Raw genomic sequence first — 24493 nt, forward strand, 5'->3', positions numbered from 1 at the left:
GGGCATGGGCGTTGTCCCCGACAACGCCCATGCTTCTTGTTTCAGGAGCCGCTGAACCAGTTATACCCCTGGTCTTCCCAATACCCGCCTGGAAAGACATTGGTCACCGCCAGTTGCATCAGCGATTTCGGGTTCTTGAAGCCGAGCTTGGTGGGAATGCGCAGCCGCACCGGTGCGCCGAAAGGCGGGGTCAGCGGCGCGCCCAGAAAGCTGGTGGCGAGAATCGTCTGCGGGTGCAGCGCGCTCGCCATGTCGATGCTGGAATAATAATTGTCCGCGCAGCGGAACGAGACATAGCGGCAGGTGGTGTCGGCGCCCACGTGGCGCAGAAACTCCCCGAGCGGCACGCCGCCCCATTGGCCGATCACCCGCCAGCCTTCGACGCAGACGAGGCGGGTGATTTGCTGCGTCTGCGGCAGGCCATCTAGGGCCGCCAGCGTCCAGGGCGTCTTGTTCTGGATCTGCCCGCCCAGTTCCAACTGGTAGGTCGCGGGATCGACCGTCACCACCTGGCTGATGTCGTAATAGGCGTTGAAGCGCGGCGGGTGGGTGATCTGGTCGGGGCGGAAGGTCGGGGCCAGCGTATGCGGGTTGAACAGAGCCGCCTGCACCCGGTCGTTCCAGGCGGACATCATATGCAGGAACCGGTCGGCGAGGTCGGGATGAGCCGGATCCTCGTAATTGCAGGCGGCCAGAGGCGCCACGGCGCCCAGTGCCAGTGCGCGCATAAGCAAACCGCGGCGGTCGAGCGGGGTCATGATTCCTGCCGCCCCCCGGTGATCATCGGCGGCAGGGTCCTGGGCACCAGGGCCACCAGGATCAGGTGGATCGCGAAGAACGCGGCGATCGCCGACATCGCGAAAAAATGCACATAGCGTGCGGTGAAATAGCCGCCGAACAGGTTGCAGAAAAACCACAGCTGCACCGGCTTCCAGATCGCCAGCCCCGACAGCACCACCACCAGCCCGGCGAACAGCACGCCGAGATACAGCAGCTTCTGCACGGCGTTGTACACGCCCCTGTCATGCTTCAGGTCAAAACGCAGCGCCGCGCGCAGATCGCGCCACACGCCTGAGAGGCTGAGGGGAAAGAATTTCCGGTAATGCCCGCTGGCCAGAGTCCAGATGACATAGATCAGGCCGTTGATCGCGAGCAGCCACATGAAGGCCAGATGCCAGGCGATGGCCGCCCCCAGCCACGCGCCGATGGTGACGAGCGGCGGGAAGGTGAAGCCGAACAGCGGCGAGGCGTCGTAGATCTGCCAGCCGGAGCCGATCATCATGATGATGGCAAAGGCGTTCAGCCAGTGCATGAGTCGCAGCGGCCAAGGATGGATCACCCGGCGCTTGGGGGCGGGGTTTTGCATGGACGTATTCCTTCCGAAACAACGCTTATAGCAGATCCGGCGGGCGATGCTGGGTCATGGGCGTTGTCAGCGACACCGCCCATGACCCAGCATAATAAAGTTTTTTTGCTTCTTTTTGTCCACAAAAAGAAGCCTTTCTCCTTCGCTTAAGGCGCCAGCAGCCCTTCCGCGCAGGCGTCGAGAATGGCCGCCGCGTCGATCTCGTAATGTTCATAGAGGTCCGGCACATCGCCGGACTGGCCGAACCGGTCAGGCCCGAGCGCCATCACCCGCTGCCCGCGCACCCCGCCCAGCCAGGCATGCGCCGCCGGGTGACCGTCCAGCACGCTGACGAGTGCTGCGTCGCGGGCGAGCGGGGCCAGAAGGCGCTCGATATGCGCGCTGGCTTTGAGGCCTTGGCGGCGCTGGCGCTGCGCCGCGCGCCAGTCGGCATAGAGCCGGTTCGGGCTGGTCACGGCGAGCAGCCCGGCCTCCGGCATATCCTCGCGCAGCATCTCGAACGCCGTTTCCGCCTCGAAGGCGACCGCGCCCTGATAGGCGATGGCGATTCTGGCCCCGGGTGCGGGTGGGACCACCCAATGCGCGCCGGCGATCACATCCGCTTCGTTCAGGGTACGTTCGGGCTGGCGCAAAATCTGCGTCGAGAGCCGCAGCCACACGGCGCTCCCCTCCGGCTTCTGCATATGCCCGAAAGCATGGCGGAGCAGGATCTCCAGCTCGTCGCAATAGGCCGGCTCGAAGGCGGCGAGCCTGTCCTGCACGATGCCGAGCAGCGGTGTATTGGTCGCCTGGTGCTGCCCGCCTTCCGGCGCCAGGGAAATGCCGGAAGGTGTTGCGACCAGCAGGAAGCGCGCATCCTGATAGCAGGCATAGGACAGCGCATCGTGGCCGCGATTGACGAACGGATCATACACCGTGCCGATCGGCAGGATCCTGGCCCCGGCGAGATCATGACTCAGCCCGGCGGCGGCCAGGAGGAGAAAGAGATTTTGTTCGGCGATGCCGAGCTCGATATGCTGCCCCTCCGGATTGCTGCCCCAGCGCTGTGCGCTGGCGAGCTTGCCGTCGCGGAACACGTCCTCGCGGCTGTGGCGGTCGAACACGCCGCGCCGGTTGATCCAGGGACCCAGATTGGTGGAGACCGAGACATCCGGGCTGGTGGTGAGGATATGCCGGGAGAGCGCCGCGCTGTCGCCCTGGGCGCGGCCGATTTCCGCGAGAATCTCGCCGAACCCGGCCTGCGTGCTCATCCGCCGGCCGACGATTTTCGGCTGCGGCAGACGGTCGGGCACGGGAATGGGTGCTGCCCCCAGCCGGCGGCCCTGCCGGGTCAGCGGTTCCGCATAAGGCACGCTCTGGATGAAACGCTCGACGGCCTGGGGCATGGCGAGCCCCTCGAAGGGCTCCCATTCATGGCCGGGCCGAATGTTCAAGCGCTGCTGAAACGCCTGCATCTGCTCGACCGTCATCATCCCGGCATGATTGTCCTTATGCCCGGCAAAAGGCAGGCCCATGCCCTTGATGGTGTAGGCGAGGAACACGGTCGGCTGGTCATGCTGCGACGCGGCGCGGAAAGTCTCGGTGAGGGTGGCGAGGTCGTGCCCGGCGAGGTTGGTCATCAGCGCCGCCAGCTCGTCATCGCTTAACGGATCGATGATGGCCCGCAAGTTCCGCGACTTGCCCATATCGGCGAGGAGCGCCTGCCGCCAGGCCGCCCCGCCCTGGAAGGTCAGCGCGGAGTAGATCGAGTTCGGGCACTCATCGACCCAGCCGCGCAGCGCGGCGCCACCGGGGCGGGCGAAGGCCTCCTCCAGCCGCTTGCCGTATTTCAGTGACACGACCTTCCAGCCCATGTCGCGGAACAGCCCCTCGAAGCGGCCGAACAGCCGGTCCGGCATCACCGAATCCAGGCTCTGGCGGTTATAGTCGACCACCCACCAGACATCGCGCACGTCGTGCTTCCAGCCTTCGAGCAGCGCCTCGTAGATATTCCCCTCGTCCAGCTCGGCATCGCCGGCGATGGCGACATGGCGCGGCCGTGGCGAGGTGGGGTCGACCAGGCTGTGCGCCCGCAAATAATCCTGCATCAAGGCGGAAAAACTGGTGAGCGCCACGCCGAGCCCGACCGAGCCGGTGGAAAAATCGATTTCGGGCCCGTCTTTGACGCGGGACGGATAGGCCTGGGCGCCGCCGAACTGCCGCAGCCCCGCCATCTGTTCCACGTTCTGCCGGCCGAACAGATAGTTCACCGCGTGCAGCACCGGCCCGGCATGCGGCTTCACCGCCACCCGGTCGAATGGGCGCAGGCTGTCGAAATACAAGGCGGTCATGATGCTGGCGACCGAAGCGCAGGAGGCCTGGTGGCCGCCGACCTTCAACCCGTCGCGGTTGGGGCGGAGATGATTGGCGTTATGGATCATCCAGGCGGAGAGCCAGAGCAGTTTTTGCTCCACCCCCGCCAGCGTTTCCAACTTCCCCAGCTCCGGGCTAAACGGCCGAATTTCGTTCATGTATCGAGATTAGTGCAACACGAGCTTCGGGGGAACGGGAAACCTGCGCGCACAAGCGAAGGAAAGACTACTTTTTGTGAACAAAAAGTAGCAAAAAAACTTTATTAATCTGGGCCATGGGCGTTGTCGGGGACAGTGCCCATGGCCCAGCATAAATAAAAGTTTTTGCGCCGCTTTTTTTAAAAGCGGCCGCTTTCTTAGTACCCGTTGGCCAGCGCGGAGGCGATCAGACCGGTGCCGACGGCGATCATCACCAGCTGGTTGCCGTCATGCACCCATTCGTAGCCGGCAGGCGGGCGGCGGACATGGTAGTGGTTCCAGTTGGAGACGACCTCGCGATTGCCGGTGAAGTGGTCGCCATTATGCCATTGATGTTGCATGGCCATGTGCGGCTGTTCATGGCCCATCTGGTGGCCATAATCGCCATGGGGCGCGCCGTTATTCTGATGGTCCGGATATTGCTGTGCCATCGCCAGAGGTGCTGCGAGCAAAGCCAAGCCGAGACCGGCGCTGAGCGCCGTCAACGAAACACGCTTCATCTTATTGTCCTTAAAAAATTTATAATGCGTGAGGGGGTTAGCTATGATGCTGCATGCTGTCGTGTGCCGGCATGGCGGTGTGGTGCGGCGCCATCACGGTGTGGTGCTGCATGCTGGTCATGTGCGGCTGTACACGGGCCCTGGGGGCCGGCTGGCGGTGGCTCGTGCTTACCACCCGGTGGACCGGCACTGGCACGTGGTGGGCGGGTGCGCCGTGGGGCGCGCTGTTATCGTGATGAGCCGGATATTGCTGCGCCATGGCCAACGGTGCGGCGAGCAACGCCAAGCCGAAACCGGCGCTGAGAGCTGCCAGAGAAAGACGTTTCATCTGCTTGTCCTTAAAAAATTCGAAAAAAGTGCGTTACCAGACGCGGGAGATCACGCCACCGGGCCCGACCAGCAGGAATTGCGGGCCTGCCTGCATCCAGACATAGCCGTAAGGCGGCGGCGGCAGGCGGAAGTGGCGCCAATGCACGATGATGTGCTGCGGGCCAAAATAGCGGTCGCCGACATGCCAGTGGTGGTGGTGGTGATAGTAGCCCGGCGGGACCGGCTGGTAGTATTGCGCCTGCGCCACGGCGGCGGTGCCGAGTGACATGATGACGGCGGTGCCCGCCACGAGGAACGAACGCAGTTTGTTCATGGGGCCGTGTATCCTTTCGATAAGCTCATTCAGACCATCTGAAAGCGGCAGAATCGTGTTGCCGTCCCCTGTAATTGTAAGTTTTTATTGCAGCCGTTGGCCATAGGCGCGGGCCGGCCCAATGACGCCGGGGTAATGATTCGCCCGGCCAAAGCGGCGTTAACGGCTGGTTTGCGAGGATTCCGGGGCTTGTTGGCGTCGCAACATTTTACCTATGCTCAAAAAAAGATAACGTGCTGGAGCGACATGGCTTGCCACCGAATCGCGCAGCTTCTCGCTTGAGCCCCGAAATCGCTCGGGAAAATAAGGCTGGCGCGTGATGGCTGTGTAGCGATCATGCGCCAGGTCTCCGGCTGAACGCGTATCACAGGGAAAATTCATGGATTCGATCGAGCTGAACACCGACGATACGCCCGAAGTGCCTCTGCCGCAGACCGAACCGGTCCTCGATACACGCCGCGTCCGCATCCATCCCGATCATTGGTATCCGGTCGCCTGGTCGCGTGAGCTAAAAGCCGGCAAGCCCCTGGCCGTGCGCTTCGCCGGTGATCCGGTGGTGCTGGTGCGCCCCAAGGAAGGCGCGGTGTTCGCGCTGGAGAACCGTTGCGCGCATCGGCAGGTGCCGCTCGATGCCGGCGTGGTCTCCGGTTGCGCCATCCGTTGCGGCTATCACGGCTGGACCTACGACGCCTCGGGCAAATGCATCGACGTGCCCTATCTGGGCAAGGGCAAGCTGCCGAACGGGGTCAAATCCTATCCCTGCCGCGAAACTGCCGGGCTCGTGTTCATTTTCCCCGGCGATCCGGCGCTCGCGGACAATTTTCCCGATCTCTCGGCGGCCTCGGCAAACGTTTACAAGACCCGCCGCTTCGGCCGCGCGGTTAACTGCCACTATTCGTTCATGCACGAGAACCTGATGGACATGAACCATCAGTTCCTGCACCGCAAACAGATGGGGCAGATCCGCCCGCGCTATCTCGGCCGGCGCCTCGGCGAGGACTGGCTGGAGGTGCAGTATACGTTCGCGCGCACCGGGGGGAAGCAGCCGCTGGGCGAGGCCGCCGTGTTCGGCGGCAAGCGCACCAAGGACGTCAATGACAAGGACGTCATGACCATCCGCACCGATTACCCCTATCAGAACCTGCGGATCATGCCGGCCGGGGGCGACGCGCCGGTGATGGATCTGTGGATCGTCTACGTGCCGCTGGACAAGGAGCAGAGGACCATCCGCACCTTCGGCTTGCTGTCGATCCGCAAGCCCGGCGGTCTGCTCGGACGCGCCGGCCTGACCGTCGGCTGGCCGTTCCTGGTCGCCTTTACCGAGCGGATTTTCCGCGAGGACCGCCACATCGTCGAGGCCGAGCAGGCGGCCCATGACGCCCAGGGCGCCAACTGGAACCAGGAAGTGTTCCCGGTAATCCGCGAACTCACCGGCCTGCTTGGGCGCTGCGGCCTGCCGCCGGAGGGGGAGGACTAAAAAAGGAAGGCTACTTTTTGTGAACAAAAAGTAGCAAAAAAACTTTGTTAATCTGGGCCATGGGCTTCGTCGCTGACAACGCCCATGGCCCAGCGGACCAAAAATTTTTGCGCCGCTTTTTTTAAAAAGCGGCCGCTTTTCTTATAAGCTCGTCCATCAGCGGTCCGAGGGTCGGCGGAATGTCCTCCGCGATCAGCCCTGGCCCGATCTGTTGCGCCGCTTCGCCGTGCAGCCACACGGCGGCGCAGGCGGCCTCGAAATCAGCCATGCCTTGGGCCAGAAGGGCGGCGATGATGCCGGCCAGCACGTCGCCGGTGCCTCCGGTGGCGAGCCAGGGGGGCGCGTTGTCGTTGATCATGGCGCGTCCGTCCGGGGCGGCGACGATCGTATCCGCCCCTTTCAGCACCGCGATGGCCCCCGTTTTTTGCGCCGCTGCGCGCACCGCGGTCAGCCGGTCCGGCCCGGGCGGGCCAAACACGCGTAAAAATTCGCCGTCGTGCGGGGTGATCACGGCGGCGCCGCGCAGCCGTTCCGGCGCACTTGCGCAGGCGGTCAGCGCATCGGCGTCGGCGACGATCTTGCGGTTTCCGGCGGCGATAAGCTGCGCCAGTTTGGGCCCGGAGTCCGGGCCCAGCCCCGGCCCGCAGACGAACACCCTGCGGCGCTGGTCGCGCAGCAGCTCGGCCAGCGGCGCGTCGCGCACGATCAGCCCCGCTTCCGGCAGGAGCATCGGCGCGTCTGCTGCCAGCGTCACCATGCCGGCGCCGGCGCGGCGGGCGGCGGCGCAGACCAGGCGCGCGGCCCCGGGCATGGTGCCGCACAGCACTGTCACGTCGCCGCTGACATATTTATGGCCGGTCGGCCGGCGAGCCGGCAGCGCCCATCTTTGCGGTCCGTTGCGCCAGGTTTGGGGTTTCACCTCGTTCAGGACCCAATCGGGCAGCCCGATGTCCTTCAGTAAAACCTGGCCGCATAGGCCACGGCCGGGATAGAGTAGGTGACCGGGCTTCAGCCGGAAGAATGTCACCGTGAGCTCGGCCTGCGGTGCGTCGCCACGCACACCGCCGGTGGCGCCGTCCACCCCGCTTGGCACGTCCACCGCGACGAGGCGTCGGGCCGCGCGCAGCAGGGCGGCGGTGGACGTGGAAAGGTCGCGCGACAGCCCGGCGCCGAACAGCGCGTCGATCACCAGCTCCGCGCGTTCCGTCTCGGCGAGGGTGGCGTCGTGCAGCCCCCGGACCGTCACCGGCCAGCCGGCCAGGCGCAGATAATCGGCCGCGATCTTGCCGTCGCCGCCATTATTGCCGGGGCCGCACAGCACCAGCGTGCGGCAGGGAGCATAATGCTGCATCACCGCCCGCGCCACCGCGCGCCCGGCCGCCGCCATCAGCGCCGCAGTGTCGTTCGCCAGCGCATCGGCCTGGGCCATTTCCGCCGGAGTCAGCAGCTCGTCCATAAAACCCCCTGATCTTGCAAAGATGGGCCCTTCAGAAAGTGGCCATTCAGAGAAAAGTCGCGTTAACTCGTTGTATCCGGGAGATCAGAAAATATGGGAAGCGTCATCGCGGTTGCACAGCAGAAGGGCGGTTCGGGCAAGACCATGCTTACGGTGCAGTTCGCCGTGGCGCTGGCGGTGCAGGCCCGGGTGGCGCTGCTCGACATCGACCCGCAAGGCAGCCTGACCGCCTGGGGAAGGCTGCGGGCCCAGGCGCCGAAAGCGGCAAGCGAGATCACCATGACCACGCTGGCCGGCTGGCGCCTCGCCAACGAGGTGGAAAAGCTCAAGGCGAGCCACGATTACGTATTCATCGACACCCCGCCGGTGATCGACAGCGACGCGCGCCGGGCCATCCGTGGCGCCGATCTGGTGTTGATCCCGCTGAACCCGGCGCCGCCCGACCTCTGGGCCGCCGAGGGGACGCTGAAACTGGCGGCGGAAGAAAAGCGCCGCGCCGGGCTGATATTCAACCGCGCGCCCGCTTCCTCGCGCCTGCGCAAGCGGCTGGAGGCGGAGATCGCCGCGCGCGGGCTCAGCCTGCTGGACGTGGCCCTGGCCAACCGTGCCGGCTACGCTAACGCCTTCGCCGATGGGCTCGGCGTCACCGAAGCCGGCCCTTCGAGCCCGGCGGCCGACGAGGTCAGGGCTGCGGTGGCTGCATTGCGCCTCTGGCTGAAGTGAATGGCTCTGAAAAAAAATTCATGCCGGCAGTTCTTTTTCTGCACTAAAGCGCATCGCGGGGGGTTGCATGACCATCTTTTTTCGGTCACATTCCTTTACGTGATGAAAACATGATGTGAGAACACATCAAATAAAAATAGCCGCCAAGTTTAGGGAGCTACAATAAAATCAATAAAAACGATGCAAATTGGCTGGTCTTAGGACCGGCCTTTTTTGCATGGATGGCTCTATATGGCTTAGATTGAGGAAAGCGGCCGCTTTTTGAAAAAAACGGCTAAAAACTTTTGCTGCTGTGCGGCCCAAGGGAGCAAAAAGGGCGATCCCATGAGGCGCGGCAGGTTCGCTTCATGGTCCGATATATCGTTGGATTTATATGCGGTTCAGCCGGTGCGCCGATGGAATCGGGTGATTTGCACCTCGCCCCACACACCGCTCTGGAAGAAGGGGTCGGCTTTGACGAAAGCTTCCACGATCGCGCGATCCTGCGCGTCGATGATGAACAGCGAACCGATCATGCTCTCGCCATCGTCGGACTGCAGCGGCCCGGACATCACGATGCTCAGGCCCTGGTCGGATTCGGTTTCCACAAAGGCCCGATGGGCTGCGGATTGTTCCAGCCGCAGCGGCAAAGCGCCCGGCCGGTCAAGCACATGGACTGCAAATAACGGCATTGTATTTTAGCCTCTCCCTAGTAACTCACCATGAGTAGAGTAAATTTCGGTTTTGTACATAAGATCTGTACGCCACCCAGCTTTGAGCCTAACGCTCATCGCGCGTTTTTAAAAAAGAGAAAGAGCAGGACATGAAACTTCTTCGATATGGCGATCCAGGCCAGGAAAAATGGGGCGTCTTGGATGGCGCCGGCCAGGTCCGGATTCTCGACGATGTGCTAACCGCCGTCACCGGCGATGAGCTGAGCCCGGGCTGGCTGAAGCAGTTGCAGAACCTCGACCCGGAAAAGCTGCCGCTCCTGAAGACCGAACGCCGCATCGGTGCTGCGATCCCCCGGCCGCTGAATTTCGTGTGCATCGGCCTGAACTATGCCGACCACGCCGCCGAGACCGGCGCCAAGGCGCCCAAGGAGCCGATCGTATTCCTGAAGGCCTTGTCGGCGTTCTCCGGCCCGTTCGATAACATCCGCATCCCCCGCGGCTCGAAGAAGACCGATTGGGAAGTGGAGCTCGGCATCGTGATCGGCACCAAGGCCTCCTATGTGAGCGAGGCCGAGGCGTTGAATCATGTGGCCGGCTATTGCGTGGTCAACGATGTCAGCGAGCGCGAGTACCAGCTGGAACGGTCCGGCTCCTGGGACAAGGGCAAAGGCTGCGACACGTTTGGCCCGGTCGGCCCGTATCTGGTCACCAAGGACGAGGTGCCCGACCCGCAGAACCTGAACCTCTGGTGCGAGATCGACGGCAAGCGCATGCAGAACGGCAACACCCGCACGATGATCTTCGGCGTGCAAAAGCTGGTGAGCTATGTGAGCGAATTCATCACCCTGCATCCGGGCGACATCATCGCCACCGGCACGCCGCCGGGTGTTGGCCTCGGCGTCAAGCCGGAGCCGGTGTTTCTGCGCCCCGGCCAGACCGTCAAGACCGGCATCGAAGGCATGGGCGAGCAAGTCGCTAAAACCGTCGCGGCGGAGTAAGGCAAGCGAAGGCTACTTTTTGTGAACAAAAAGTAGCAAAAAAACTTTGCTAATCTGGGTCATGGGCGTTGGCGCCGACAACGCCTGTGGCCCAGCATAAAAGAAGTTTTTGCGCCGCTTTTTTCAAAAAGCGGCTGCTTCCTTTGCGGCGGTGGCATCCGGCCCAAAAAGTTGGTAGGGGACCGCGATGGATCAGAGCCTGCCCATCACCGACGCCGAGACCGGGACCGGAATCCCGCCGCGGCGGACCTTCGCTATCATCTCGCACCCGGACGCCGGCAAAACCACGCTCACGGAAAAGCTGCTGCTGTTCGGCGGTGCGATTCGCGAGGCCGGCATGGTGAAGGCGCGGCAGGACCGCCGCCAGACGCGCTCGGACTGGATGAAGATCGAGCGCCAGCGCGGCATTTCGGTCACCTCCTCGGTGATGACGTTCGAATTCGGCGGCGCGGTGTTCAACCTGCTCGACACGCCGGGCCACGAGGATTTCTCCGAGGACACGTATCGCACGCTCACCGCCGTCGACAGCGCGGTAATGGTGATCGACGCCGCCAAGGGCATCGAGCTGCAGACCAGAAAGCTGTTCGAGGTCTGCCGCCTGCGCAACATCCCGATCACCACCTTCATCAACAAGGTGGACCGCGAGGGCCAGAACGCGTTCGAGCTGCTCGACGAGATCGCCAACACGCTGGCGCTGGACATCTGCCCGATGGTTTGGCCGGTCGGCATGGGCGGGCTGTTTCGCGGCTGTTTCGACATCCGCAACGACCGCTTCGTCTCGGCGGTGAAGCCCGGCCAGGAGGAGCGCAACGTCGCCTTCGACATTCCGCCGGAGCAGCAGGCGCAACTCGACGAGGATGTCGAGCTGGTGCGCGGCGTGTTCCCGGAATTCGACCGGCAGGCCTATGAAGAGGGGCATTTGACGCCGGTCTATTTCGGCTCGGCGCTGAAGGATTACTCGGTCCGCGAATTGCTGGAAGGCCTGGTCGCGCACGCCCCACCGCCGCAGCCCCGCGCCGCGGACACCCGAATCGTGGCGCCGACCGAAACCCCGGTCACCGGCTTCGTCTTCAAGGTGCAGGCCAACATGGACCCGCAGCACCGCGACCGCATCGCCTTCACGCGCATCTGCTCCGGCCAGTTCACCCGCGGCATGAAGCTCGTGCACTCGCGGACCGGCAAACCGATGGCGATCCAGGCGCCGATCTTCTTCTTCGCCCAGGACCGCTCGCTGGCCGAGGAAGCCTATCCGGGTGACATCATCGGCATCCCGAACCATGGCACGCTCCGGGTCGGGGACACGCTGACCGAGGGCGAGAAAATCCGCTTCACCGGCATTCCCGATTTTGCACCGGAAATCCTGCGCCGCGTGCGCCTGACCGACCCAATGAAGGCGAAGCAGATGCGCAAGGCCCTGGAGGATCTGGCCGAAGAGGGCGTGACCCAGGTGTTCAGGCCGATGAACGGCTCGGAATGGATCATCGGCGTGGTCGGCGCGCTGCAGCTGGACGTGCTCTCCAGCCGCATCGAGCAGGAATACAACGTCCCGGTGGCGTTCGAGCAGGCGCCGTTCGACACCGCGCGCTGGATTTTCTCTGAGGATCAGGCGCGGCTGAAGTTCTTCATCGAGGTGAACAAGAACGCGATGAGCGAGGACCGCGAGGGTGCGCCGGTCTATCTGGTGCGCAACAGCTGGGAGCTGAACCGGATGAAGGAGAATTTCTCGGAGCTGACCTTCTCGGCCACACGCGAAAGGCGCTAGCGGCTGGGCCATGGGCGTTGGCGTCGCCCACGCCCATGGCCCAGCATAGCCAAAAGTTTTTGCGCCGCTTTTTTAAAAGCGGCTACTTTCCTTTCGCTAATAATTAAACTGATACGTCAGCCCGACGCTGCTGGCGTTGCCCGCGCCGGTGCTGGAGGTGCCGGTGGCGGTATTCAGTTTCAGCCCCTTATACAGGTTGATCTGCACGCTGGCCTGCGTGCCCTGGCCGTTGGTGGCCTGGCTGGCGCCGACATAAATGCCCGGGGCGACATAGCGCCCGGCCTGCACCGAAGGCGGGCCGGAGCCGCTGCCGCCGAGCGATAATTCGTCGAGGCCGAGTGCGTTGCGCACCCGGTCAAGCGGGTTGATCCCTTGGCCGACGCCGGAGAGCTGCGCCAGTGCCGCCGCCAGCGAGGCGGCCTGGAACGCGGTGAGGCTGGAGGTGCTCTGGCCGAACAGCAATTGCGCGAGGACCTCGTCGGAGGGCAGCGGCGGGGTGCTGGTCAGGGTGATTTTCGGCTCCGCCGCCGTGCCGCCGATGATCAGCGTCGCGGTGTTGTTGTCGGAGGTCACGGTGGTGGCTTCGAGGTCGAGCGTCGGCATGAAGCCGGCACCGTTGAACCCGACCCGCCCTTGGGTGAATTGCAGCGTCTTGCCGGCCAGGGAGATGTTGCCGCGGATCAGCTCGAACCCGCCTTCCGGCTCGGGGCGGTCGGCGGTGCCGCCGATGTGCAATTGCCCGCCCAGCTCCGCGAACAATCCGTCGCCGCGCACGAAAATCCGGTTTACCGCGGCGATGGTGAGGTCGAGGGCCACGGGCGGCGGCGGTGTGGGCGGCGGCGGCGGTTTCTGTCCGGGATAGATGATCGGCAGGTTGGCCACACTCGGCGGCAGCCCCTGCGGAATGTTGATGTTCGCATGGTTGATCCGCACCGTGCCGCCGAGCGCCATTTTGCCCCGCAGCGCGCCGGATAGGTGCAGGTCGGCATCCAGCGTCTCGTTGACGATGTCCGACGAGACCGGGGTGGCATTGCTGGCCTTGATTGTCACGTTGAGCGGGATTGTGGGGGCGCCGAGATCCACCGTGCCTTGGCCGGAGATCTGCCCCGGGCCGGCGGTGGCGGTCAGCTCCTGTAGCGTCACCATGCGTCCGGCGGCGGCGATCCGTGCGCTGATATGGGTGAGGTTGAGCCCGGAGGAAATGTTTTCCACGCTGCCACTGGCGAGGGTGAGGCTGCCATTGGCGCGCGGCGAGGCTGGCGTGCCGGTGACCGCCATGTCGACCGTCACCAGCCCGCGCACGACATTGCCTTGCGTGGCGAGGAAGGGATCGAGCAGGCGCAGATCGGTGCGGCCGTTGACCCGCAGGTTGATGGCCCCGGTCTGGTTCAGCGGCACAAGCCCGGTGGCGCCGATGGTCAAGTTTGGCCCGGCGGTCAGATGCGCGTCGATATTGGCGTTCTGGGTGGTGACGGTGGCACTTGCGGTGATGTCGGCGGGCGGAAGTGCCGCGGCCTCGCCGCTATGCAGTTTCAGGGTCCGGGCGGTCAAAGTGAGCTTTCCGGTGGGCGCGTTGCGCGAGCCCGTGATCGTGGCGGTGGCCGAGAGCATGCCGCTGGCGTCGATGTCGGGGTCAAACAGGCGGGCGGTGTTGGCCGGCAGGTCCTGCACGTTCAGTGTCGCGTTGAGGCGCGGCGTCAGCGTGCCGTCCAGCCCGATGCGCCCGCCATTCAGCCCCAGCACCAGATGCCGCACGATGAGGCCGGGTTGCGTGGCGATGGCGGTCGGCCCGAGCAGCCGCGTGTCGATGCGCCGCCAGGAGGCACTGAACGCGGTGACATTGGCGGAGCGGTTATCGAGATCGAGCACCCCGGCCAGGTCGAGGCGGGCCGGCGCGGAAACCAGTTTCGCGATCGTCGCCTGGGCCTTGACGGCCAGCGCCTTGGTCGGGCCGAGCGCGTGGATGGTGGTGTTCACGGCCCCCAGTTGCGGCGCCACCAGCAGGTTCCTGGCGTCGAGGTCGAGCTTGAAAATCTGCCCTGTCAGGTGCGAGAAATCGCCGTTCACGCTGCCGCGCAGCGGCACCGGCGCAAAGCTCTGGAAATCCGCCAGGTTGCCGAGCTTGAAGGTGGCCGTGCCGGTGGGCAGATAGGCGCCGGGTGAGAGGGTCAGATTGGCCGTCGCGTTCAGCGAGCGCCACAGCGCGTTGTTGATCACCAGCGTCACCGCGCCGTCGGCAGCGCGGGCGAAGGCGGCGTCCAGCAGCAGCGGCGCGTTCTCCAGCGCGCCGCTGCCGGTGAGCGTGCCGACCGGCGTGCGCGGCAGATGCTGCGCGTTGATGCTGAAGCTGAACGGGCCGGAGGGCACGCCTTTTTCGAGAATATCTCCGGAGAGCAGGGCGTTGACGGCGAAATCCTGCGGCGTGCCGAAGAAGGTGCCGTCCTCGGTCAGCGGGCCGGAAAGGCCGGGCGCGAAATCGCTCACCTGCGGCAGGTTGACATGCGTCGTCAGGTCGAAGCCGGATGGCGCGATGCTCCCGGCGGCGGAGGCCGCGAAGGCCGCGCCCGAGGCGTCAAGCTGCTGGATGTCGAGGGTCTGGTCCTGCAGATCGGCGCGGAGCGAAAAATGCCCTTCCGGCCCCACATATTTGGCGGCCCCAAAGGGGGCTTGGGTCAGCGCCAACGCGCCGTCGAGTGCCAGAACGGTGCTGCCATTCGGCTGTTGTGCCGCGCGTACATGCACGGTCGTGCTGCCGGCGATCTGTTGCGCGGCAAAGGCGCCGAACGGGGCCAAAGCCGGGACGTCCAGCACAAGATCGGCGCTCGGCGTCCCTGGGATCAGCCCCAGCGTGCCGCGGCCGTTCACCTGCGCCGCCCCAAAAGCGAGCGCGAAATTCAGCATTGCGCCGTCACGCGGCCCTGCCAAGGAGAGGTCGAGGTTCAGCGGCGCCTGGATTTTCGGGCCGGCGAAATGGCCGATCAGCCCATTGGGCGGTTCGGCGACGTGCAGGGTCATCCGCACGTTGTTCCGGCCGAGTGCGGCCGCGAGCCGGTAGTCTGCGCCATCCGGTGCCGCAGCATTCAGGGTCGCGCTGCCCTGTTGGAAATCCTGCAGGTTCGGCAGCCGCGCGGCCCCGGTGACGTCGAGGCTTATCGGCTGGCCGGCGACGGCGGCGCCAAGCGCCAGTTCCTGTACCGCCAGATGATCCAGCTGGAACGAAACTTTGGGGAGCGTCCCGCCCGAACCGCCCGAGGACGGACCGGAGGCCGCCGGAACCGGGCGGCGCAAAACATCCAACCGGGCGGCGGTGAGGGCGGTGACATGCAGATCGCGGCGCAGCAGCGCGCGCGGCAGCCAGCGCAGCTCCAGATCCTGGCCGGTGAGCCACGCCCCTTGCGCATCCGCAACGCGCAGCGAGGCGAGTTTGATATCGGCGGGGAAATGGCCGCCAAGGCCGGAGATGGCGATCCGCGGCCCCGCCAGCCGATTGATTTCCTGTTCCGCGAGCTGCCGTCCGGCGCCGGTATTCAGGCCGATCAGCACGCCGCCCACGATCACGACCGCCAGCAGGAGCAGCAGACCGATCAGGTAGGATAGATATTTCAGGGCGCGCAACATCAGAATGCCTCTCCGAGGCCGACATAGACCTCGAACCCGGCATCGCCGGGCACGCGGGTCAGGGGCACCGCGAAATCGACACGGATCGGGCCGATGCCGGTATAATAGCGTACGCCCAGACCGGTGCCGATGAACCATTGGCCGGTGAAGGGCGCGCTGCCGGCGCTGACCTGCCCGGCATCGACGAACGGCACGATACCAAAATTACCGACGATATGCTGGCGGAACTCAAGACTGAACGCGTCGAGCGCCAAGCCGCCTTCGGGCGTGTCGTCGGGAAATAGCGGGCCGACGGTCTGATAGGCATAACCACGCACCGTGCCGCTGCCGCCGGCATAAAAACGCTGGTCCGCGGGCACCTGAAACTGCGAGGCGCCCTGGATCGTGCCGACCTGGCCGCGCACGGCGATGATGCCGCGGGCGGCGGGCTCGACCGAAATATAGGTCGCCGCTGCGGCATAGACGATCAGGAAGGGCGCGGAATCGGTGCCGGAGACCGGCTCGGTGGGCGTGAGGGTGAGGCTGGCATTGATGCCGTGCGTCGGCTCCAGCACGCTGTCGGTGGTGTTGTAGGCGACGGTGGTGGGGAACTGCGCCAGAACATAAGAGCGGGTGGTGCTGTTCTGGTAGACGCGCTCGGTGACGAAACTCGGGCCGTAGCTGATGGTGATGTGAGGGGTCAGCGGGCGCGAAAGCTGCGCGCCGGCAATCACGGCGGTGCGGCTATAAGCGTTCAACGATTGATTCAGTGCTTCCAGCGACACGGTGAGAGTCTGTCCATGAATGTAATAGTCAGGTTTCGCGAACACGGCCTTCAGGTCGTAGCCCGGCGCGACGGTGCCGGTGCCGCCCAGCCCGTTCGCCGCCGCGGTGAAGGTGAGCGTCTCGGCATGGGTGAACAGGTCGCGATCTTCCCAGGAGGTGCTGAGCGTCATGCCGACATCGGTAGCGTAGCTTCCGCTGAACGTGACCGCATGCAATTTCTGCTGCGTGACGCGAAACAGGATCGGCACTTGGCCATCCGGTGTCAGCTGGTCCTGCGGCACCGGCGTGACCGAGGAGAACACACCGAGGTTGAGCAGTGAGTCGCGCGCCGCGGTGATCGACGTGTCGCTATATTGTTGGCCCTCGCGCAGCGCGATATGGCGGCGCAAAAACGCCTCGTTGGTACGGGTGAGGCCGGAAAAACGGATCGGCCCGATCTTCACCCGCGCCCCGGACGAGACCTTGTAGGTGACATCGAGACGATGCGCGGCGGGTTCGGCGACCGCGAGCGGTTCGCTGACCGCGGCGAAGGCGTAACCGTCGTTATGCAGGGCCGTGCGCAGCGCTGGCGTGACGGCGAGAATCGGGGCGGCGAGCGCGACCTGCCCGGGTTTGACGATCTCCGGCAGCTTGAAACCAGGCGGCAGGCCGGTGACATCGACTCGGCCGAGATGAAACACCTCGCCCGGATGCGGCGTGACCAGGATTTGGGCTCTCTCACCCGCCGGGGCCTGTATCAGCCGGTCGACCAAAGCGGGACTGTCCAGCGCCATGCCGTCGATGGTGATGGTGACACTGCCGGCATCGTAGCCGAGGCTGTGCAGCACCACCGCGAATTGCTGCGTGTCGGCCTGGGCCCGGCCGATCAGCGCGAAGGGCGCGGCGGGAAGACCTTTCTGCAACGAGACAAGCGAAGAGGTCTGTTTCAGCAGCGTGTCGAGCTTGGCATCGCCACTGGGATGGAATGTGACCGTATAGCTGACGGTTTCGGTGGCGAAAGCGGCGGGACCCAGGACGACGGACAAACCAGCAAGAAGATATTTTTTGCAGCGCCGCATGGGGAATTCCTGCCATGTCGACGCAGCATAGCCTAGTGACGAGCGACTTACGAAGCGTTAACGAAGCGATGGGGCAGAAAGAAGGGAAGGCTACTTTTTGTGAACAAAAAGTAGCAAAAAACTTTATTAATCTGGGCTATGGGCGTTGGCGCCGTCACGGCCTCTGGCCCAGCGGAGCAAAAATTTTTGCGCCGCTTTTTTTAAAAAGCGGCCACTTTCTTCTATCCGCGATGCTGCGGCTTGGCCGGGTCCGGAATTGTGAAACCGAGATAAACCAGGCCATCATGCAGATGTTTCGCCGGCGGCGCTTCCACGGTGAGCGTGCCGCCGTCGGGATGCGGCACGCTCAGGCGCCGCGCATGCAAGTGCAATTGCGGCGCGAACCCATCCGCGAAGGCGGCGCCATAGGCGGCGTCACCGAGAATGGGCGTGCCCAGCGCCAGGCAATGCGCGCGCAGCTGGTGCATGCGCCCGGTGAGCGGGTTGAGTTCGGCCCAGGCGAATTTTTTGCCGGCGTAATCGAGGATGCGGTAATCGGTCTGCGCCTTCAGCGCCTCGGGATGTTTGCGCGGCGCCGGCTCGGAACGCGAGGACCCGCCGGTTTCGACGCGCAGCAAGGGCAGGTCGATGCGGCCTGCCAACGCCTCCGGCACGCCCCAGAGCAGCGCCCAATAGGTTTTTTCCACATCGCGGCCGCGGAAGGCGAAGGCGAGCTGGCGCGCGGCCGCGGTGGTGCGTGCCAGGAGCAGAACCCCCGACGTGTCGCGGTCGAGCCGGTGCACCAGTTTGGGCCGTTCCTCGGCGCCGAAGCGCAGGCCGTCCAGCATGCCGTCGAGATGTACGGAAATGCCGCTGCCGCCTTGCGTCGCGAGGCCGGCCGGCTTGTTCAGCACGATCACCGCATCGTCGCGGTACAGCACCATGGCTTCCAGGTCGCGCTGCTGGCCGGGGTCGAGCACCATCACATGCCGGGTTTTCGGCATCTCACTCGGGGGCGTGATGGTGGGCATCACCACGACGTCACCGGCGACGAGACGCGCGCTGGCCTCGACCTTGAGGCCGTTCACGCGGATTTTGCCGGTGCGCAGAAAGCGCTGGATCACACCCTGGGTCAGACCCTCCACTTGGCGGCGCAGAAAACGGTCGAGGCGGGAGTCGGCCTCGGTCGCCGTCACTTCGAATTGTTGAATCATGCGCCCTCTTCGCGCAGTTTCGTCGGATAAGCAAAGAAAGTAGCCGCTTTTTAAAAAAAGCGGCGCAAAAATTTTTGTTATGCTGGGTCATGGGCTGCGACGCCGACAACGCCCATGCCCCCGATTCATAAAGTTTTTTTGCTACTTTTTGTTCACAAAAAGTAGCCTTCTCTTGCTTATTGCGAACGCCGCTTCTGCCGTAGCCCAGACCAGTAATCGAGCCGCTTGCGGATGTCGCGCTCGTAGCCTCGTTCGTTGGGCTGATAAAATTCCGGGCGGTTCTCTCCGGCGAGTTGCTCGGGGAAGAACTCCTGACCTGAAAACGCATCGGGCTGGTCGTGATCGTATTGATAGCCCGCATGATATCCGAGCTGCTTCATCAACTCAGTCGGCGCGTTCAGGACATCCAACGGCGGGGGAAGATGAGACGTCTGTTCCGCCAAGCGCAAGGCGGCATTGAAGCCCAGATATGACGCGTTCGATTTGGGGGCCGTGGCGACGTAATTGATCGCCTGCGCCATGAACAGCCTGGCCTCAGGCCAGCCGACCCGCTCATAGGCGTCCCACGCCGTGATGACCTGAACCATGGCTTGGGGGTCGGCCATGCCGACATCTTCGGAGGCCGCGCAGACGAGACGGCGAAATACCGTCTCGGGCGCCTCACCCGCGACCATCATGCGCGCCGCGTAATAGAGTGCGGCCTGCGCATCCGATCCGCGCAAGGATTTGTGAAATGCCGAGAGCAGATCGTAATGGCCGTCGCCTGCCTTGTCGTGGGTCGCCATCCGCCGTTGCAGCACGCGCGCCATCGACGCGGGATCAAGCGGCTCGTCAACCCCCGCGGAATAGACTTGCTCGACCATGTTCAGGAGGTACCGCCCATCGCCGCCGGCAAGGGCCAGCAGTCCCGACCGCGCCTCGGGTATCAAGGGCAGCTTCTTCCCCATCTCGGCTTCGGCACGTTGCACAAGCTGCTCCAGCGCTGACTCGTCCAAAGCCTTGAGGACAAAGACCTGACATCGAGAGAGCAGCGCACCGTTTAGCTCGAAAGACGGATTTTCGGTCGTCGCGCCGATGAGGGTGATCGTGCCGTCCTCCACCACGGGCAGGAACGCGTCTTGCTGCGATCGATTGAAGCGGTGGATCTCGTCCACGAACAGGAGTGTCCCTTTGCCTGTCGCACTCCATTGCCGCGCCGTTTCGAACACTTTGCGCAGGTCCGCGACGCCGCTTTGGATCGCCGACAGGGTCTCGAATTGCCTGTCAGTCGCTTGCGCGAGCAGGCGGGCGATCGTGGTTTTGCCGGTTCCCGGTGGTCCCCAGAGAATCAGCGACGATAGGGACCGCGCCGCCACCATCCGTGCGATGGGGCCGCCGTCAGCCAGCAAATGCGCCTGACCAACCACCTCGGCAAGCGTTTGAGGGCGTAGCCGATCAGCAAGCGGGCGGGGCGCCTGAGAGCCAAAAAGGCTCGGCATATCGTCAAAGCGACCGGCCATTTTAAGGTATCCTTAGAGCGCGGGCGCCCGGCTGGCCGCACGTGGGCGAGGCCTTGGCTGTTACCGGTGGCGTGAAAAGATCGTCTTCTGGCATCCTCACAATCTAGCCCCGGCGGCGGCTTCAACCAACCCGGCCCAGCACGAACACCGTGACGATGGCGGCGACACAGGTGGTGAGCGTGCCCCAGGCGATGTCGATGGCGCTGATCCAGGCCGGCCAGCCGCGCAGGCTTGCCATCGAGGCGAGGTTATAGGTGGCATAGGCGGTGAGCCCGAGGATCGCGCCACGGGTGAGGGCATAATACAGGCCCAGCCCGTGCAGGCTCGGCACGACGATGAGCGCGGTCACGCCCAGCGGGTAGACGAGGTAAAACAGCGCTGCCGGCAGCATACGCGGCCGTTCCGCCATCAGATGCCCGAGGGCCGGCCGGTACAAATGGTTGAGACTGAAACTCAGCCAACCGGCATCGAGAAAGCCGAGGATGAGAAAGACCGTGAGGTAGCCGCTCCAGAACATGGGCAAGCGAGGCTCCGTAAAGTCTGTTAATGTAGTCGTTACGTTCCGAACGCCAAACGGCGATGACGCATGATTGATTTGCCCGGAGCGCAGCCTATATTCGGCCCATGGAAAAATCAGACGGTCCGGTCATCGATATGACCCCGGATGGCACGTTCATCGATCCTCCGAAACAGCAGCCTGCCTCGTTTGGCACCATCGTCTCACGGATCATCGCGTTCGGCGTGGCGCTGTGCGTTGTGGCGCTACTGTTCTGGGCGGCGCTGTTCATCATTCCCGTGCTGATCGTGCTGGGCGTGGTCGGCTATTTCTTCGCCCGCGGCCCGTTGCGGATGCAGTTCCGCCGCTTCTGAAGGAAGGAAGCACTACTTTTTGTGAACAAAAAGTAGCAAAAAAACTTTGCGATGCTGGGTCATGTGCTTTGTCGTGGACATCGCCCATGGCCCAGCATAACCAAAATTTTTGCGCCGCTTTTTTTAAAAAGCGGCTACTTCCTTCTAGGTTAAGATCGGGTCGAGATCCACGCCGACACGCAGCGTGTGCCGTCCGCCGCCGAGAATGACCCCGCGCAGCGGGCTGATATCCTGAAAATCCCGGCCCCAGGCGAGGGTGACATGCTCCTCGCCGACCAGCAGGTTGTTGGTCGGGTCGAGATCGACCCAGCCGAACTCGGGGCCCAGCCAGGCCGACACCCAGGCATGCGACTGGTCGGCGCCGCGTCGGCGGACTTCTCCCGCCGGGGGCAGCGTGCGCAGATAGCCCGAGATATAGCGGGCCGGCAGGCCGAGCGTGCGCAAGGCGGCGATCATCAGATGCGCGAAGTCCTGGCACACCCCGGCGCGGGCCTGCAGCGCCTGGGTCGCGGTGGTGACGACGCTGGTCACGCCGGGGCGGTAGGCGAAATCATCCCAGATCCGCCGGTTGAGGTCGATCAGCCCTTCCAGGACGAAGCGGCCGGGCGAAAAGCTTGGCCCCACATAGGCGTTGATTTCATCCGAGGGCTGCGCCAGCGGACTGCTTAAGCAGAATTCCGCGACCTGCGGGTCCTGGATCGCGATGGCCGCCAGTGTCTCCCAGCCAAGGGTGGCCTCGGGCGGCGGGGGCGGCTTGGGGGCGACTTCGACCGTGGCGCTGAGGCTGACGGAAAACCGCTGGTGCGGCGTGGTCAACGAAACGGTGGTGGTCGGGTTGCCAAAATAATCGCTCTCATTGCGCCGCGTCTCGGGCCGTGGGGAGATCTCCAGATCCGCCTCGCGCACTCTTTGTCCCGGCCGCTCACGCGGCAGAAGATGCATAAAATGCGTGCTCATCACGACCGGCTGGGCATAATCGTAGGTCGTGCTGTGGCGCAGGCGGTAGAGCATGGGTTATTGCGCCGCCTCGAGCGTTTCCTGGTCTTCGAGCTGGTGCGCCTCGGGCAGCAGCGTGAAGAAGCGCCGCTGCACATGATCGGAGAGAAGGCGCAGATCGGCGGCGATGGCCGCCAAAGCGGGCCGCAATTCGGTGGCCGCACCTGCCAGTTCCACGGCGCGGTGCTGCAATTGCCTTGTCGCCTCGGCGTCATCGTCGGCGCCGAGCCGCTTCAGGCAGTTGCACAGCACGGCGCACTGATAGGCGAGCGAGCGCGGGTTGCCGGCATCGGCGAGCAGCATGGCCAGCACCGGGGCGGGGGCGAGGATGCCGGCATGGCGTAGATCGTAGCTGAGCACCGAGTCCGCGAGCTCGATGCCGAGGCCAAGCCCCGGCTCCAGCCGTTCCGGCGGCCCGTCCAGCAGCAGGCTCAGGCCCTCCGCCAGGGTTTCGCCGCGCTCCAGCCGGCGGCCCATTTCCAGGAACAGCCAGCCGCCGTCGCGGAGCATGTTTTCCGCGGCGATGCCGGCGAAGGTGGCGGCGAAGCTGAGGATCGAGGGCAGGGCGTTCTCCTCGTCCGGCAGCGCTTCGGAAGCCTGGTTCAGGGCGAAACGCACGGTCGCCAGCATGCTGGGGCTGAGCCGCTCGCTGGCGGCGTTGACCAGCCGGGAGACCTCCTTGAGCAGCCCGGCGACCGGCTTGCGGCGCACCAGCGCGCTGCGCAGCAGCCGGCCCGAGACGGCGCCGCCGGAAAGATCGGCCGGCAGCAGCCCGGCCTGCGCCAGGCAGCGCGAGATCAGCCGCCGCTCGGCGGCATCGCGCGGCAGGGAGGTGCCGGATTCCAGCCGCGGCAGCGCCAGCATCAGCAGGCGCGCGGCGGCTTCCAGCCGCTCCACCGAGCGGCCGAGCCAGAACAGGTTGTCGGCAACGCGCGAGGGCAGGTTGGCGGCGGCGAGGAAGGTCGGGCGTGCCGGCGGCTCCGCCGGGGCGGCGCCGGCGATGAAATGCGGCTCCTCGGCCTCGAGCACCCACAGATCCTTGACGCCGGCATTGCCAAGCGGGGCCGCTTGGGAGCTGATGCCGAAGCCGAGTCCGCCGGGCAGCACCTGCCAGCCTTGCCCGTCATGCCAGGCGAACAGGCGGAACATCATGGGCCGCGATTCCAGCGCCGCGCCGTTGACGAAAGGCGCGTGGGAGGGCGCGGTTTCCGCGGCGGCGCGTTCCAGTAGCGGCGTTTCGCCCAGCAGGGGGGCGAACAGCGATTCGAGATACGGCGCGAAGGCGGGGCCTTCCAGCAGGCCGCTGCCGGGCATGTTCAACAGCGCCAGCAGGCCCGCGCGCACCGCGCCGAAGGCGCCGGGAACGCCGGCATCGGGACGCCCGCCCTGTTCCAACGGGTCGAGCTCGATGCCGGAGAGCCCACGGATCAGCGTGGCGACACGCAACAGCCCGCTCAGCGTCTTCATATGCAGCGCGCCGTTGCGGGCGGCGAGGTCGCCGGGTTCGATCAGTAGCACGCCCAGCGCGCGGGCGAGCAGCGCGTCATCGGTCATGTCCTGCGCCTCGGCGGGGCTGGCGGCGCGGGCCGAGAGCACGGCCACCAGCCCGCCTTGCGCCTCGCGGTGCAGATGGTCGGTCAGCATGTCGCGCGCCGGCCGCAGGCTGCGCAGCCCGCCGGCGCGGAAAATCTCCGGCACCGTGCCGGCGGTCAGCCGCCGCAGCGACAAGGCGTGGCCGAGGCCGGGGATGATCCCGGTATGATCGCGCAGCAGCTGGAAGCCGCCATGCGGGCCGCGGATCAGGTCGGCGGCGTAGAAGGTCATGCGCGGCACGGCCAGTTTCTGCACAGTATGCAGGCTGCGGATGAAATGCGGGCTGGAGAAGACCAGAGACGGCGGAAGCGTGCCGTCGCGGAGCAGGGTCTGTGGTCCGTATAGATCCTCAAGTGCGGCGTTCAGCAGCCGCGCGCGCTGGGCGAGAGCGACCTCCAGCACGGCGAATTCCATGGCGGTGAGGGGGGCCGGGAGCGGGTCGTACTCGCGCGCGGTGCTGGCGCCGAACGGGGCGGCCAGATGCATCTGCCGGTTCAGTGAAACGGCACGGCGCGCCAACTCGTCCGGGCCGATGGTGTAGGCGGCCTCCATCACCGGGACCCAGGCGGTGCGCAGCCGCCCGGACCGGTCGATCATTTCATCGCTGGCAGCGGCGACGTACATCTAAGAGGGCTTAACAGAGTGGCGGGCATGCTGCCACCGTGAAACCGGCCGGTGGTTTGGACGGTGCGGGCGGCAAAGCATATTTTTGCGGCAGCCGGGAAATAAACGTTGTGGACGCTCCTTTTTTAGGTAACCAATGGTGAAGTCCTT

The 24493-nt window shown here is 64.8% G+C and carries 20 protein-coding genes; 5 read left to right on the forward strand and 15 right to left on the reverse strand.

Annotation, left to right across the window (positions count from 1 at the left end; all coding sequences use genetic code 11):
* Positions 1–41 precede the first annotated feature (41 nt).
* The 6 genes from VGG47_RS13225 to VGG47_RS13250 all read right to left on the reverse strand — a co-directional run bounded on the left by VGG47_RS13225 (position 42) and on the right by VGG47_RS13250 (position 5058).
* The gene (locus tag VGG47_RS13225) at positions 42–758 is read right to left on the reverse strand and encodes a molybdopterin-dependent oxidoreductase (protein WP_331539318.1); all 717 of its coding nucleotides are present in this window, start codon (positions 756–758) and stop codon (positions 42–44) included.
* Entirely contained in the window at positions 755–1366 is a 612-nt protein-coding gene (locus VGG47_RS13230) for a cytochrome b/b6 domain-containing protein (protein ID WP_331539320.1), read from the reverse strand. Before VGG47_RS13230 ends, VGG47_RS13225 begins: the two co-directional genes overlap by 4 nt.
* A 146-nt stretch (positions 1367–1512) precedes the next feature.
* Entirely contained in the window at positions 1513–3876 is a 2364-nt protein-coding gene (locus VGG47_RS13235; RefSeq protein WP_331539322.1) for a transketolase, read from the reverse strand.
* 197 nt (positions 3877–4073) lie between these two features.
* Complete coding sequence (locus VGG47_RS13240) at positions 4074–4415, reverse strand: RcnB family protein (protein WP_331539324.1); 342 nt, start codon at positions 4413–4415, stop codon at positions 4074–4076.
* Positions 4416–4452: 37 nt separating this feature from the next.
* The gene (locus tag VGG47_RS13245; RefSeq protein WP_331539326.1) at positions 4453–4743 is read right to left on the reverse strand and encodes a hypothetical protein; all 291 of its coding nucleotides are present in this window, start codon (positions 4741–4743) and stop codon (positions 4453–4455) included.
* 33 nt (positions 4744–4776) lie between these two features.
* Complete coding sequence (locus VGG47_RS13250; protein WP_331539328.1) at positions 4777–5058, reverse strand: RcnB family protein; 282 nt, start codon at positions 5056–5058, stop codon at positions 4777–4779.
* 379 nt (positions 5059–5437) lie between these two features.
* Here VGG47_RS13250 and VGG47_RS13255 point away from each other — a divergent pair, with 379 nt between their 5' ends.
* Complete coding sequence (locus VGG47_RS13255; protein WP_331539330.1) at positions 5438–6535, forward strand: aromatic ring-hydroxylating dioxygenase subunit alpha; 1098 nt, start codon at positions 5438–5440, stop codon at positions 6533–6535.
* Between the two features lie 121 nt (positions 6536–6656).
* Here the strand turns inward: VGG47_RS13255 and VGG47_RS13260 are convergent, their stop codons facing one another.
* Positions 6657–7991: an NAD(P)H-hydrate dehydratase gene (locus VGG47_RS13260; protein ID WP_331539332.1), complete on the reverse strand. Its 1335-nt coding sequence runs from the start codon at positions 7989–7991 to the stop codon at positions 6657–6659.
* 93 nt (positions 7992–8084) lie between these two features.
* Between VGG47_RS13260 and parA the strand changes: the two genes are divergently transcribed.
* A complete protein-coding gene (gene parA / locus VGG47_RS13265; protein WP_331539334.1) occupies positions 8085–8714 on the forward strand; it encodes a ParA family partition ATPase in 630 nt (209 codons plus the stop codon).
* 380 nt (positions 8715–9094) lie between these two features.
* Here parA and VGG47_RS13270 read toward each other — a convergent pair whose 3' ends face one another.
* On the reverse strand, positions 9095–9385 hold the full coding sequence (locus VGG47_RS13270; RefSeq protein WP_331539336.1) for a YciI family protein: 291 nt from the start codon (positions 9383–9385) through the stop codon (positions 9095–9097).
* 131 nt (positions 9386–9516) lie between these two features.
* Between VGG47_RS13270 and VGG47_RS13275 the strand changes: the two genes are divergently transcribed.
* Both VGG47_RS13275 and VGG47_RS13280 read left to right on the forward strand, forming a co-directional pair.
* A complete protein-coding gene (locus VGG47_RS13275) occupies positions 9517–10365 on the forward strand; it encodes a fumarylacetoacetate hydrolase family protein (protein WP_331539338.1) in 849 nt (282 codons plus the stop codon).
* Between the two features lie 187 nt (positions 10366–10552).
* A complete protein-coding gene (locus VGG47_RS13280) occupies positions 10553–12127 on the forward strand; it encodes a peptide chain release factor 3 (protein WP_331539340.1) in 1575 nt (524 codons plus the stop codon).
* Between the two features lie 96 nt (positions 12128–12223).
* On the opposite strand, the gene VGG47_RS13285 is transcribed toward VGG47_RS13280, so the two are convergent.
* The 5 genes from VGG47_RS13285 to VGG47_RS13305 form a co-directional block, all read right to left on the reverse strand.
* Positions 12224–15745, reverse strand: a complete 3522-nt coding sequence (locus VGG47_RS13285) for a translocation/assembly module TamB domain-containing protein (protein ID WP_331539342.1) — start codon at positions 15743–15745, stop codon at positions 12224–12226.
* Positions 15745–17568 carry an autotransporter assembly complex protein TamA gene (locus VGG47_RS13290; RefSeq protein WP_331539344.1) on the reverse strand — a complete coding sequence of 608 codons (1824 nt, stop codon included), beginning with the start codon at positions 17566–17568 and terminating at the stop codon, positions 15745–15747. The genes VGG47_RS13285 and VGG47_RS13290 overlap by 1 nt, the downstream gene beginning before the upstream one ends.
* Positions 17569–17789: 221 nt before the next feature.
* Complete coding sequence (locus VGG47_RS13295) at positions 17790–18761, reverse strand: RluA family pseudouridine synthase (protein WP_331539346.1); 972 nt, start codon at positions 18759–18761, stop codon at positions 17790–17792.
* Between the two features lie 176 nt (positions 18762–18937).
* Positions 18938–20260 carry a replication-associated recombination protein A gene (locus VGG47_RS13300; protein ID WP_331539348.1) on the reverse strand — a complete coding sequence of 441 codons (1323 nt, stop codon included), beginning with the start codon at positions 20258–20260 and terminating at the stop codon, positions 18938–18940.
* Between the two features lie 121 nt (positions 20261–20381).
* Positions 20382–20777: a DUF2177 family protein gene (locus tag VGG47_RS13305; protein ID WP_331539413.1), complete on the reverse strand. Its 396-nt coding sequence runs from the start codon at positions 20775–20777 to the stop codon at positions 20382–20384.
* Positions 20778–20884: 107 nt separating this feature from the next.
* On the opposite strand from VGG47_RS13305, the gene VGG47_RS13310 reads away from it, so the two are divergent.
* Positions 20885–21130: a hypothetical protein gene (locus VGG47_RS13310; protein ID WP_331539350.1), complete on the forward strand. Its 246-nt coding sequence runs from the start codon at positions 20885–20887 to the stop codon at positions 21128–21130.
* A 144-nt stretch (positions 21131–21274) separates the two neighbouring features.
* On the opposite strand, the gene VGG47_RS13315 is transcribed toward VGG47_RS13310, so the two are convergent.
* Together VGG47_RS13315 and VGG47_RS13320 are read right to left on the reverse strand one after the other, a co-directional pair.
* A complete protein-coding gene (locus tag VGG47_RS13315) occupies positions 21275–22141 on the reverse strand; it encodes a transglutaminase family protein (RefSeq protein ID WP_331539352.1) in 867 nt (288 codons plus the stop codon).
* Between the two features lie 3 nt (positions 22142–22144).
* On the reverse strand, positions 22145–24343 hold the full coding sequence (locus tag VGG47_RS13320; RefSeq protein ID WP_331539353.1) for a circularly permuted type 2 ATP-grasp protein: 2199 nt from the start codon (positions 24341–24343) through the stop codon (positions 22145–22147).
* Positions 24344–24493: the final 150 nt, after the last annotated feature.

It is taken from the genome of Acidocella sp. (assembly GCF_036489515.1).
Classification (GTDB): Bacteria; Pseudomonadota; Alphaproteobacteria; order Acetobacterales; family Acetobacteraceae; genus Acidocella.

Bases quoted from the DNA above. Each gene is read 5' to 3' on its own strand.
- VGG47_RS13225 (WP_331539318.1), bottom strand. From the start codon at position 758: ATGACCCCGCTCGACCGCCGCGGTTTGCTTATGCGCGCACTGGCACTG.
- VGG47_RS13230 (WP_331539320.1), bottom strand. From the start codon at position 1,366: ATGCAAAACCCCGCCCCCAAGCGCCGGGTGATCCATCCTTGGCCGCTG.
- VGG47_RS13235 (WP_331539322.1), bottom strand. From the start codon at position 3,876: ATGAACGAAATTCGGCCGTTTAGCCCGGAGCTGGGGAAGTTGGAAACG.
- VGG47_RS13240 (WP_331539324.1), bottom strand. From the start codon at position 4,415: ATGAAGCGTGTTTCGTTGACGGCGCTCAGCGCCGGTCTCGGCTTGGCT.
- VGG47_RS13245 (WP_331539326.1), bottom strand. From the start codon at position 4,743: ATGAAACGTCTTTCTCTGGCAGCTCTCAGCGCCGGTTTCGGCTTGGCG.
- VGG47_RS13250 (WP_331539328.1), bottom strand. From the start codon at position 5,058: ATGAACAAACTGCGTTCGTTCCTCGTGGCGGGCACCGCCGTCATCATG.
- VGG47_RS13255 (WP_331539330.1), top strand. From the start codon at position 5,438: ATGGATTCGATCGAGCTGAACACCGACGATACGCCCGAAGTGCCTCTG.
- VGG47_RS13260 (WP_331539332.1), bottom strand. From the start codon at position 7,991: ATGGACGAGCTGCTGACTCCGGCGGAAATGGCCCAGGCCGATGCGCTG.
- parA (WP_331539334.1), top strand. From the start codon at position 8,085: ATGGGAAGCGTCATCGCGGTTGCACAGCAGAAGGGCGGTTCGGGCAAG.
- VGG47_RS13270 (WP_331539336.1), bottom strand. From the start codon at position 9,385: ATGCCGTTATTTGCAGTCCATGTGCTTGACCGGCCGGGCGCTTTGCCG.
- VGG47_RS13275 (WP_331539338.1), top strand. From the start codon at position 9,517: ATGAAACTTCTTCGATATGGCGATCCAGGCCAGGAAAAATGGGGCGTC.
- VGG47_RS13280 (WP_331539340.1), top strand. From the start codon at position 10,553: ATGGATCAGAGCCTGCCCATCACCGACGCCGAGACCGGGACCGGAATC.
- VGG47_RS13285 (WP_331539342.1), bottom strand. From the start codon at position 15,745: ATGTTGCGCGCCCTGAAATATCTATCCTACCTGATCGGTCTGCTGCTC.
- VGG47_RS13290 (WP_331539344.1), bottom strand. From the start codon at position 17,568: ATGCGGCGCTGCAAAAAATATCTTCTTGCTGGTTTGTCCGTCGTCCTG.
- VGG47_RS13295 (WP_331539346.1), bottom strand. From the start codon at position 18,761: ATGATTCAACAATTCGAAGTGACGGCGACCGAGGCCGACTCCCGCCTC.
- VGG47_RS13300 (WP_331539348.1), bottom strand. From the start codon at position 20,260: ATGGCCGGTCGCTTTGACGATATGCCGAGCCTTTTTGGCTCTCAGGCG.
- VGG47_RS13305 (WP_331539413.1), bottom strand. From the start codon at position 20,777: ATGTTCTGGAGCGGCTACCTCACGGTCTTTCTCATCCTCGGCTTTCTC.
- VGG47_RS13310 (WP_331539350.1), top strand. From the start codon at position 20,885: ATGGAAAAATCAGACGGTCCGGTCATCGATATGACCCCGGATGGCACG.
- VGG47_RS13315 (WP_331539352.1), bottom strand. From the start codon at position 22,141: ATGCTCTACCGCCTGCGCCACAGCACGACCTACGATTATGCCCAGCCG.
- VGG47_RS13320 (WP_331539353.1), bottom strand. From the start codon at position 24,343: ATGTACGTCGCCGCTGCCAGCGATGAAATGATCGACCGGTCCGGGCGG.